General features: G+C 72.6%; 1 protein-coding gene. It reads left to right on the top strand.

Annotation, left to right across the window (positions count from 1 at the left end; genetic code table 11):
* Window positions 1–147: 147 nt before the first annotated feature.
* Window positions 148–12,489, top strand: a complete 12,342-nt coding sequence (locus tag C2U31_RS12145) for a filamentous haemagglutinin family protein (RefSeq protein ID WP_103273018.1) — start codon at window positions 148–150, stop codon at window positions 12,487–12,489.
* The last annotated feature ends 64 nt before the right edge of the window (window positions 12,490–12,553 follow it).

Raw genomic sequence — 12,553 nt, 5'->3', positions numbered from 1 at the left:
GGATGGCGCGCGGTCCGGATTGCGCATGTCATAAAAATTTCATGGGGATTGTTGTGCCGAGTCCCCGCGCGCCGTTCGACTAGATGAGTAAGCCGGCCCCGGCGGCCACGCCGCCGACGCCCCTCATCGACATACCAGAACGACGCCATGCCCACGTTTCAAGCGCCTTCCGTCCGTCCTTCCTCCTCCCCTCGCGCCTGGCGGCGCACGCCGGTTTCCCAGGCGGTGGCCGCGCTGCTGATCGCCGGCGGCGCGGCGGGCGCGGCGCAGGCGCAATCGCGGGCCTTCAGTCCCGGCTGGTTCGCCGACAAGGGCGCGGCGCAATCGGCCGTGCAGCGCTCGGGCCGCCTGCCGGACGGCAGCCTGGCCGGCGTCGGCAACGCCAGCCAGCAACAGGCGCAGTCGCGCCAGCAGTTGCAGCGCTCGCTCGACAACCTGAACCGCACGGCGGCGGCCGTGGCCGCGCAGCAGGCGGCGCAGGCCGCCGCGCGCGCGGCGGCGGCCGCCAATGGCGCCGGCGTGCCGGACGGACTGACGCCGGGCGGCCTGTGGGCGGCCGAGGGCGCGCAGGCCAAATGGGAAGGCGCCAAGGCGCCGCAGAAGAGCACGGCCGATGGCCGCCAGGTCGTGACCATCGAGCAGACGCAGTCGCGCGCCATCCTGAACTGGGACAGCTTCAACGTCGGCCGCAACACCACACTGCAATTCAAGCAGAACGCGTCCGACGCGGCGCTGAACCGCGTGGTGGGCGCGTCCGCGAAACCCAGCGAGATCCACGGCGCGATCAAGGCCGACGGCACCGTGCTGGTGGTCAACCAGAACGGCGTGATCTTCACCGGCACCAGCCAGGTCAACGCGCGCAACCTGGTGGCCGCCGCCGCCACCATCACCGACCAGCAGTTCCGCGACAAGGGCATCTATACCGATGCCAACGGCACGCTGCCCACCTTCAAGGACGCGCTGGGGCAGATACAGGTGCAGGCCGGCGCGCGCATCGACACCGCCGCGTCCACCACCGCGACCAAGGGCGGCGGCTACGTGCTGCTGCTGGGCCGCGAGGTCCACAACGCCGGCGCCATCGCCACGCCTGGCGGCCAGACCGCGCTGGCGGCCGGCGACGACTTCTACATCCGCAAGGGCTACGGCACCGACGGCAACCTCAAGTCCACCACGGCCGGCAATGAAGTCAGCGCCGCGCTCAAGCCCGCCAGCACGGCGGGCCTGGTGCGCAACAGCGGCCTGATCAGCGCCACCACCGGCGACATCACGCTGACCGGCCATCAGATCCGGCAGGACGGCGTGCTGGTCGCCAGCACCGACATCGGCGCGCGCGGCGCCATCCACCTGCTGAACCGCGCCAGCGACGCCAGCGGCAGCGTGACGCTGGGCGCGGGCAGCGTCACCGCCGTGCTGCTGGAGCCATCCGCCGTGACCGGCCTGGAGGGCCAGCGCACCGCCGCGCTCAAGACGCTGGACGGCCTCGCCAACAACAACACGGCCGGCGTCTTCGACAACCTGAGCACGGTGGCCGACCGCCCGGACCTGCCGCGCATCGAAGTGGTGAGCGGCAACCTGGCCTCGTTCCTGGACGGCTCGACCACGCTGGCCACCGGCGGCCAGATCGCCGTGTCGGCGCGCAGGCAGACCCTGCTCGACGCCGGCGCGCGGCTGGACGTGGCGGGTGCCATCGGCGTGCGCCTGGCCATGGAATCGAACAATCTGAAGATCGACGTCCAGGGCAATGAACAGCGCGACGCGCCGGTCAACCGGGACAGCAAGCTGCTGAACAACAGCGAGATCTGGATCGACCGGCGCACGCTGGTCAAGGTGCCCGGCGGCGCCAACGGCTATGCCGGCGAGCGCTGGTACACCGGCGGCGGCCTGCTGGAAGTGGGCGGCTACCTGGCCACCAGCGGGCGCACGGCAAGCGAATGGCTGGCCCAGGGCGGCACCGCCACCTTCACCGGCGGCGCGCTGGTCACCCACACCGGCTCGGACATCAACCTGTCCGGCGGCACGCTGGACGTGCAGGACGGGTACATCCGCCAGAGCTGGCTGCGCGGCGCCGACGGCCGCCTCTACGACGTGTCGCGCGCGCCCGGCGACCTGCTCTACACCGGCCTGTACAAGGGCTTCGAGCAGGTGCACCAGCGCTGGGGCGACAAGGCCACGCGGGTCTTCTACAACCCCTTGATCGGCCCCCGGACGCGGTTCGAGAACGGCTACACCGTCGGCCGCGACGCCGGCGCCCTGATCGTCTCGACCGGGCAGGCCCGGCTGGAAGGCGGCGTCACCGGCGAGGTCTACCAGGGCCCGCGCCAGACCGATGCGCCGCAATGGGACATGGACGGCTATCTGCAGTCGCAGACGACCGTGGCGCGCCGCGGCCGCCTGATCGTCGGCAGCTACCTGCCGCGCTACGACGCCGACAGCGGCCAGGTGAACTGGGCCCTGGCCGCGCTGGCCGGCAAGGTATCCATCGGCAGCGGTCCGGCCGCCGACGGCGAGATACGCCTGGACGCCGCCTGGCTGAACGCGGTCAATCCGGGTCAGCTGACCGTGGCCGCCAAGGAAAGGATCGCCGTCGAACAGGCGCTGGGGTTCGCCCCCGGCGCCGGCGTGCTGCTGTACGCGCCGCAGGTCGACATCCAGGCCGGCATCGCCGCGCAGGGCGGCCGCATCCAGGCCGGCAACGTGCTCAGGCAGGTCAATGACCGTGGCGCGATCGAGGACGTCCTCGTCCGGCCCGCGACCGGCAAGCCCGCCGGCGTCACGCTGGCGGCGGGCGCCACGCTCGATGTCAGCGGCCTGTGGACCAATGCCGCGCTCGATCCCGCCGCCTCGCCCGGCCTGGCGCGCCGCAACGGCGGACAGGTGGCGCTGCGCAGCAGCGGCAGCATCGCGCTCGGCCAGGGCAGCCTGGTGGACGTGAGCGGCGGGGCCGCCATCCAGAGCGGCGGCAAGGCCCTGGCCGGCCGGGGCGGCGATCTGCTGCTGGAGGCCGGATCGGCGGGGTCGCCCGGCGTGCTGGCGCTGGACGGCGCGCTGGCCGCGCGCGGCGTGGACGGCGGCGGCAAGCTGACCCTGCAGGCCAACCAGATCCGCGTGGTGCGCGCCGAGCAGCGCGGCCAGGCCGCGCCCGCCGGCGTGTCGGTGCTGGCGGACAGCGACTTCGCGCAGGGCTTCTCGCAATACGAACTGATCGGCACGCGCGGCCTGGAAGTCGTCGAAGGCGCGCAGCTGCGCGTCTCGATGCCGCTGCTGCGCCTGGCGCCGGACGCCGCCGCCGCGACGGACAAGACGCGGGCCCTGCAGGCCTGGACGCCGCCGCTCTACCAGGAAGACGCGGTCAAGAGCGTGCTGACGCAGCGCAAGGGCGCCAGCCTGACCCTGCAGAGCGGCACGCTGCGGACCGCGCAGAACGAGCTGTCCCGCGTCGGCCTGACGCTGGCGGAAGGTTCGCTGGTGGCGGTCGACCCGGGCCAGCGCATCAACCTGGCCGGCATCGGCCAGATCACGCTGAACGGCACGCTGCAGGCCTGGTCGGGCCGCATCGCGGTGACCGCGCTGCGCGACACGACCATGGACGAGATGATGGCGACCGGCTCCGGCCGCTCGCTCTGGGTCGGCGAACGCGCCGTGCTGGACGTGGCCGCGCGCGCGGCCACGGCGGTCAACCTCAAGGGCCAGTCCTACGGCCTGCTGCAGGATGGCGGCAGCATCACGCTGGGCGGCGTGGTCAACGTCGCCAAGGGCAACGTGGCCGCGCCGGACCTGTTCATCGTGCTGCGGCCGGGCAGCCGGCTGGACGCATCCGGCGCCTCCGCCAGCCTGCTGGCCAACGGCGCGCCGGTGGCCGCCGCCAGCGCCGGCGGGCTGATCGCCATCAGCTCGGCCAACGGCCTGTACCTGGACGGACAGATGATCGCGCGTTCGGGCGGCGCCGGCGCGGCCGGCGGCCGCCTGGCGCTGGGGCTGGACACGCCCGAATACAAGAGCAGCGCGATCCAGGACCGGGTCAAGGCGCCGCGCGACTTCGTGCTGTCGGACAAGGCGACGGCGGGCTTGCCTGCCGCGCTGGACAATCCCGCCACGGCCGCCGACAAGCTGGCCTATGGCCACGCCACGCTGGGCGCCGACCAGCTGGAGCAAGGCGGCTTCGGCGCGCTGGACCTGCTGTCCAATGGCCTGCTCAGCTTCGCCGGCGACGTCACGCTGAACCTGGGCCAGAGCCTGCGCCTGTTCAGCCGGACCCTCGCCATGACGCCCGATGCCGCGCCGACGGCGCGCGTTCGGCTGGCCGCGCCCTACATCATGCTGGCCGGCGCCACCGACGGCAATAGCCGCGAGGGCTACCAGCGGCCGCTGCCGGCGCCAATCACCAGCAATCGCGTCAGTGCATCCGTGCTGCGCGCCGAAGCCGGCCTGATCGACCTGCGCGACAACGTCACGCTCGGCCCCCTGGCCATCACGCATCCGGCCTCGGGACCGACGCGCTACACCGGCCTGGGCTTCCCCATGGCCGAACTGGTCAGCCGTGGCGACATCCGCATCCTGGGCGGCCTGGGCGCGCTGAACCGGGACTCGAGCGCCGTCCTCACCACGCAGTTCGCCACGCCCGGCGACCTGACGCTGACCGCCGCCCAGATCTATCCCGAGACCGGCGCCGTCGTGCGCGTGGTGGCGGGCGTGGGCGGCAAGCGCGACGGCCAACCGGGTTTCGAGGCCGGCAGCCGCCTCGTGATCCGGCGCGCCGCCGATCAGTTGCCAGACATGCCCTACAGCGCCTTCGGCACGTTGCGGCTCGCGGCCGACATCATCGAACAGGGCGGCGTGCTGCGCGCGCCGCTCGGCCTGCTGGAGATCGGCGAGGCGAGCACCAACGGCCTCACCTCGCGCGTGACGCTGCTGCCCGGCAGCGTCACCTCCGTCAGCGGACGCGGCCTGACGATGCCCTATGGCGGCACCGTCGACGGCGTCGGCTATCAATGGCTGGGGCAGGACGTGCGCCTGACCGGCCAGGGCGGCGGGGAATACCATGGCAGCCTGTCCGTGGGCCTGCAGCTCGCCGGCCAGACCGTGCAGGTCGGCGACAACGCACTGGTGGACCTGTCCGGCGGCGGACAGCTGCTGGGCGCGGGTTTCATCTCGGGCCGCGGCGGCTCCACCGACGCGCGCTTCAATCCGCTGGTGCAGACCAATCCTCAAGGCGGCTTCACCCTGCCCGGCCTGTCCACCAATCCCGTCTACGCGCTGGTGCCGGGTGCCCAGCCCATGGCCGCGCCGACCGCGCCGGACGCGGGCCAGAGCCAGCTGCAGATCGGCCAGCAGGTCACCATCGGCGCCGGCGTTCCCGGATTGCCGGCCGGCACCTACACGCTGATGCCGTCCACCTACGCCCTGATGCCCGGCGCCTTCCGCGTCGAGATCAACGGCGCGACGCCCGGCCTGGATGCTGCCGGCGCGCTGCGGCTGCGCAATGGCTCCTGGTCCATCGCCGGCCGCCTGGGCAATGCCTCGGCCGGTATCGCCGACGCCGTGCCGCGCCAGTTGCTGATCAGCTCGGGCCAGGTGCTGCGCCAGTACTCGCAGTACAACGAAATGGACTACGCCGCCTTCGTGGCGGCCGACGCGGCGCGCCGTGGACAGCCGCGCGCGCTGGCGCCGGCCGATGCCCGCACGCTGCGCCTGCTACTGGCCAAGGACGCGCCGGGCGAGTCCTTCAGCTTCGCCGGCCGGGCCGATTTCTCGGCCGCTCGCGGCGGCAACAGCGGCACGCTCGCGGTCGCTTCCATGAACAGCTGGCAGGACGCGTTGGAAATCACCGCGCCCGGCGCCGGCCGCAGCGCCGGATTCAACGGCCTCTCGCTGGACTCGGCCCAGCTCAACCGCCTGGGCGCGCCGCGCCTGATGGTGGGCGCCACGCCGGCCGTGGACTACCGGAACATCGGCAACATTGTCTATTTCGGCTACGGCACCACCCACTTCCAGAGCATCGCGCTGCGCGCGGGCGCCCAGCTGACGGGCGCCGAGGTCTTCCTGGTCGCCGGCGTGCCCTCGGGCAGCATCGTCATCGAACGCGGCGCATCCATCAACACCGTGGGACGCGGCGCGCCGGGCTTCGACTCGTCGACCGGCTTCACCTACAGGCCCGGCCCCGCCAGCGTGGTGGCGGTGTCCAACGGCTGGATCAACCTGCTGCCGCCCGATGCCGACCAGCCGCCCGTCGGCGCGGGCGCCATCCGCATCGGCGCCTGCGGTCCCGCCGCCTGCGCGGGCGAGGCGCAGCTCTATTCGGAAGGCACGATCGCCTTCGCCACCAACAAGGCCTTCGAACTGGACAACGCCGCCCGCTACGGCGCGCGCTACCTGACGCTGGCGGTCGGCAGCGTCAATGCCGGCAGCGAGCAGGCGCTGGCCGACGCGGCCGCGCGCGGCGGCCTGTCCAGCGGGCTGACGCTGAACCAGACGCTGCTCGACCGCCTGATGGCGGGCGACCGGCAGCACGGCGCGCCGGCGCTGGAAATGCTGACGCTGGCCGTCAGCGATTCCTTCAACTTCTTCAACAATGTCGTGCTGGACACGCTGGATCCGGCCACCGGCAAGTCGCGCCTGCGGACGCTGGCGCTGACCGCGCCGGCCATCTACGGCTACGGCCAGGCCGGCGATGCGGCCACCATCCGCGCCGGCAACCTGATCTGGAACGGCGCGGTCGGCGCGCCGGCCGGCGTGGTCAACAACGGCGCCGGCACCGGCCAGGGGTCGCTGAACATCGAGGCCGAGCGCATCGAGTTCGGCTACGGCCCGTACACCCAGCCCGTCGGCGGCCTGGACCAGGCGCGCCTGACGCTGGGTTTCGCCAACGTCAACCTGCGCGCCAGCGACCGCATCACCGCCAACCATCGCGGCAGCCTGAACGTGTACCAGACGCGCGGCGCCTACGACAGCGCCGGCGGCTGGCAATACAGCGGCGGCACGCTGAACCTGTTCACGCCGCTGCTCACGGGCGAGGCCGGCTCGGTCAACCGGATCAAGGCCGGCGACGCGATCAACCTGGCCATGCCCGCCGGCGCGCAGGCCGGCGCGATACGCGGCCTGGGCGCGGAACTTGGACTGGACGCGGGCCGGCTCAACATCGACGGCCGCATCGCCCTGCCTTCGGGAAAGGTGGCGCTGCGCGCCGACCGGGCGCTGGTCCTGACCGGCCAGGCGCAGCTGGACCTGGCGGGCCGCCCCGTGCCGTTCGAGGAGCTGACCAAATACAGCTGGGGCGGCGAGGCCATCCTGGAAAGCCGCCACGGCGACATCACCCAGGCCGCCGGCAGTGTCATCGACCTGTCTGCCCGCTACAACCGCGCCGGCCGCCTGACGGCCATCGCGCTGGATCCCGGCGCGGGCCGCGTCGACCTGCAAGGCCGCATCCTGGGCAGCGCCTCGGGCGACTACGAGACCGGCGGCTCGCGCGTGCCGTATGCCCAGGGCGCCGTCGACATCCGCGCCCAGCAGCTGGATTTCACCGCGCTGAACCAGCGCCTGAACGCGGGCTCGGTCTACGGCGCGCGCAGCTTCCAGATCAAGCGCGGCGACCTGACCATCGGCGACGAAGTCCGCGCCCGCGAAGTCAATATCTCGGTCGACGCCGGCAGCCTCACGGTGGCCGGCCGCATCGACGCCAGCGGCGTCAGCGTGGGCAGCATCCGCCTGTCGGCGCGCGACGGCCTGCGCCTCGCGTCCAACGCCGTGCTGGACGCGCACGGCACCACGCTGCGCGTCGACAGCTACGGCCAGATCATCGACGCGCCCAACCGCGCCATCGTCGAACTCAAGGCCGGCCAGGGCACGCTGCGCCTGGACGGCGGCGCGCGCATCGACCTGCGCGCCGGCAGCGACGACCCGCGCCAGGACGGCAAGCCGCGCGGCACGCTGGAACTGAACGCGCCGCGCCTGAACGGCGCGCGCGGCGGCGACATCGACATCGAGGCGCGCGGCCCGCTGGACATCCGCGGCGCGCGCAGCATCGCCGTCAACGGCGTGTGGGTGGACCGCAGCGCCACCCCCGGCACCGAAACCACTGCCGGCGGCAAGCCCTATCAGATCATCGACCAGGACTACCTGGACCGCCTGCACGACGACAGCCGCGCCTTCATCACCCAGGCGCTGGCCAACGCCAGCCTGGTCGACGGCAAGCTGGCCGGCCTGCGCCCCTATGCCGACGCGCTGCACCTGCGCCCCGGCATCGAGATCCGCAGCGCCACGCCCGACGGCGACCTGGTGGTGCAGGGCGACCTGGACCTGTCCCGCTACCGCTACGCCAGCCTCAACCCGCACACCCCGCTGACCGGCGTCTACGGCTCGGGCGAAGTCGGCAACCTGGTGATCCGCGCCGGCGGCGACCTGCAGATCCACGGCAGCATCAACGACGGCTTCGCGCCGCCCCCGGACGTGAAGCAGGACGCCAAGGGCTGGCGCCTGCTGCCGGGCGTGGACTACACCGGCGGCGACATGGTCACGCCACACGCCGGCGTGGAGCTGGCCGCCGGCACGCAGATCCCCGGCGGCGTGGTGCTGAACTACGGCGTGACGCTGTCGAGCTTCACGCTTGAGCCCGGCTCCGTGCTGCCCGTGACGGCGGCGCTGGCCCAGCCGCTGACGCTGCCGGCCGGCGCCATCCTGTCGGCCGCCGTGCTCAACGCGGACGGCAGCGTGGCGCTGGCCGCCGGCACCGTGCTGGCGCAGCCTCGCACGCTGGCCGCGGGCGCGAAACTGGCCGCCGGCTGGCGCATCACGGCCATGACCTTCCTGGCCACGACCGAATGGCCCGCAGGCATCGCGCTGCCCAACCTGCCGAACGTCCCCTATGGCTCCAACCTGCTGACGCTGGCGCGCAACGTCATCCTGCCGCGCGGCGCGCTGATTCCGTCCGGCGCCAACGTCAAGCTCAATCCCGGCGTGCAATACGTGGACCTGCGTCCTGTCGTCAACGACGCGCAGGGCAAGGTCTGGGCCGTGGCGCCCATGCTGCCGGAAGGCTCGCAGTCCTGGTCGATGCGCCTGGTCGGCGGCGCCGACCTGGACGGCGCCGACACGCGCGCCACGCAATATGGCGTCAAGCGCGGCAACCTGGTGCTGGCCGACAACCACTACGGCATGTACGGCTTCGACGCGCCCGGCAACTTCCTGTGGACCCAGCAGGGCGCCGACGACATCGGCATGCCCTGGCTGGCCGGCACGGTGATCGACGAGCAGTTCATCATCGACAACTTCGGCTACCCGTCAGCCGCGTTGATGTGCAAGGACGTGCCCGACTACTGCAAGGCCAAGGAGCCCAAGGATTATCTGGCGGCTCCCGCGACCGCGCGCTTCAGCGTGCTGCGCACCGGCACCGGCGACCTGGATCTGCTGGCCGGCGGCGACCTGCGCATGCATTCGCTGTACGGCGTCTATACCGCCGGCGCCTCGTCTACCGCCACCCAGGCCGGCGACCCGTACAACCAGCCGCGCCTGAGGGGCCTGGCCGGCAAGGTGACGAACGATCCCAGCCAGGGCTTCGAGCCCTACGTCAACGGCGGCGCGCAAAGCGTCTACCGCGCCTGGTATCCGGACGGCGGCGGCAACCTGACCGTGCGCGCCGGCGCCAACCTGATCGGCGACGTGATGCTCGCATCCCCGGCGTCCTATGGCCGGCCGGTGACATCCTCCATCGGCTACAACAGCGACACGCCAGGCAACTGGCTCTGGCGCCAGGGATCCGGCTCGGCGGCCATCGGCCAGGCGCAGCCCACCGCCTGGTGGATCAACTTCGGCACTTACGTGGCCGGCGACATCAACCAGCCCACCGACGAATTGCGCGGCTTCACCGGCTTCGGCACGCTGGGCGGCGGCAACCTGAGCATGGACGTGGGCGGCGATGCCGGCCGGCAGCAACCCCGCCTGGTCAGCGACGGCCTGCGCCAGATCAATCCGCGCAGCCAGGCCCTGGTGCTGGCGGTGGGCAGCACCGGCCGCATGCAGGCCGACGGCCGTCTGGCGCTGACCGGCGGCGGCGACATCGAGCTGCGCGTGGGCGGCGCCCTGAACCCGGCCTTGCCCACGCCTTACGAGTCCAGCGGCTCGGTCACCAACCTGCGCGGCCAGACCTCGCTGCAGGCCGCGTCCTTCGGCAGGCTCGATCCGCTGTACGGCGTGAAGGCGGCGCGCGACACACGCGCCCTGGACCTGTTCCGCGCGGCCGACGTCGTGACCACGGGCGGCATCGCCCTGTACGCCGGCGACAGCGCCTTCCGGCTGCGCAGCCTGGGCGACCTGGCCATCGAGAAGGCCGACGATCCGGGCCGCGCGCCCATGCCGCTGTCCATGCCGTATGTCCAGGCCAATGGCACGCCGGGCGTGTACGGCGCCAACACCTGGTTCTCGCTGTGGACCGCGAACACCGCCATCGACCTGTTCTCGGCCGGCGGCAACCTGACGCCCATCATGCCGGTGACGCCGCTGAACGACAGCGTCGTGACCTACCCGTCGCAGTTGTCGGCCGTGGCCGCCAACGGCAGCATCTACTACAAGACCCCCGTGCTGCTGGCGCCCGGCCCCGCCGGCCGCCTGGACCTGCTGGCGGGCGATTCGATCTACGGCGGCAACGCGCCGCTCATGCGCAGCGGCGCATCGCTGGACACGCTGGCCTCGCCCTACCGCCCCGCCTTCGTCGGCATGGTGAAGAACGGCAATTTCAACTCCGCCATCTGGGGCCCCAATACGCTGTCGCAGGACGGCTCCTACGGCGAGCGCGTGCTGTTCGCCTTCGGCTCGCCGGCGGCGGCGGCGGCCGGCCCCTGGGCGGCGTCGCGCTTCTACGCGATGGACGGCGACCTGGTCGGCGTCAGCAGCGGCCGCCTGCTGCGCTTCGGCCCGCCGGAAAACCTGACCGGCAGGCAGTGGCACCTGGGCGCGGGCGCCGTGCGCATGCTGGCCGGACGCGACATCGTCGGCAGCGGCAGCCCCCTGGGACCGCTGGAGTCGAGCCCCTTCCCGTTCAGCTACAGCTACACCAACAACCTGTTCATCCACGACCAGGCGAGCGACGTCTCGCTGGTGCGCGCCGGCCGCGACATCATCGCCGGCAGCTTCACCGTGGCCGGGCCCGGCACGCTGGAAATCAGCGCCGGCCGCAACATCCAGATGCTGGACCAGGCCGCCGTGCTGAGCTTGGGGCCGGTGGTGCCGGGCGACACCCGCCCGGGCGCCGGCATCGCCATGCAGGCCGGCCTGGGCGCGCAGGGCGCCGACTACGCCGGCTTCCTGCGCCGCTACCTGGACCCGTCCCGCGTCGCCGATCCGTCGCGGCCGTTGACCGACCAGGGCCTGCCGTTCAAGACCTACGAACACGAACTGCTGCTGTGGCTGACGCAGGTCTACGGCTTCGCCGGCACTACCAGCGACGCGCGCGCCTACTTCGACGCGCTGCCGCCCGAGCAGCAGCGCGTGTTCGCGCGCCAGGTCTACTTCGCCGAGCTGCGCGCCGGCGGCCGCGAGTACAACGCCAAGTCCAGCCCGCGCCTGGGCAGCTTCCTGCGCGGCCGCCAGGCCATCGCCGCACTGTTCCCGGCGCGCGATGCCGGCGCCGACTATGCCGGCGGCATCACCATGTATGGCGGCGCGGGAGTGCAGACGCGCGCCGGCGGCGACATCCAGGTGCTGACGCCCGGCGGCGCGCAGGTCTACGGCGTGGAAGGCGCGGTCCCGCCGGCCACGGCAGGCGTACTGACCCAGGGCAGCGGCGACATCCAGTTCTATGCGCGCGACAGCATCCTGCTGGGCCAGAGCCGCGTCATGACGACCTTCGGCGGCAGCATCCTGGCCTGGTCGGCGCAGGGCGACATCAACGCCGGTCGCGGCTCCAAGACCACCGTGGTCTACACCCCGCCGACCCGCCGCTACGACAGCATCGGCAACGTGGCGCTGTCGCCGTCGGCGCCCGCCACCGGCGCCGGCATCGCCACGCTGGCGCCGATCGCGGAAGTGCCGGCCGGCGACGTGGACCTGTACGCGCCGCTGGGTACCATCGACGCGGGCGAGGCCGGCATCCGCGTGTCGGGCAACATCAACATCCATGCCCAGCAGGTGCTCAACGCCGCCAACATCAAGGCGCAGGGCGAGAGCGTCGGCGTGCCGGTGGCCGCCTCGGTCAACACCGGTGCGCTGTCGTCGGCCAGCGCCGCCGCCAGCTCGGCCGTCGGCGCCGCCCAGGACTCGGCGCAGCGCGCGCAGAACCAGGCGCGCCAGAACCAGCCCTCGATCATCAGCGTGCAGATCCTGGGCTTTGGCGACGAGCCGACGGCGGGCGCGGCATCCAGCCCGGGGGCCGCGGCCCCCTCGCCCGAGCGCCAGGCGACGTACCGGCGCGACGGCGCCGTGCAGGTGGTGGGCGACGGTCCGCTGGACGCCACGCAGCTGGCCAGGCTGAGCGCCGACGAGCGCAAGGCCTTGGGCCTGTAGCAAAAGGCCGGGGCGCGGCAATAAACGGATAGCCGCGCCCCGACGCCTCGCCTACCTTGACGGC

This window comes from Achromobacter sp. AONIH1 (genome assembly GCF_002902905.1).
Classification (GTDB): domain Bacteria; phylum Pseudomonadota; class Gammaproteobacteria; order Burkholderiales; family Burkholderiaceae_B; genus Achromobacter.
Note: the sequence above shows the minus strand (reverse complement) of the source record. Positions and strands in the feature narration are given on the sequence as shown.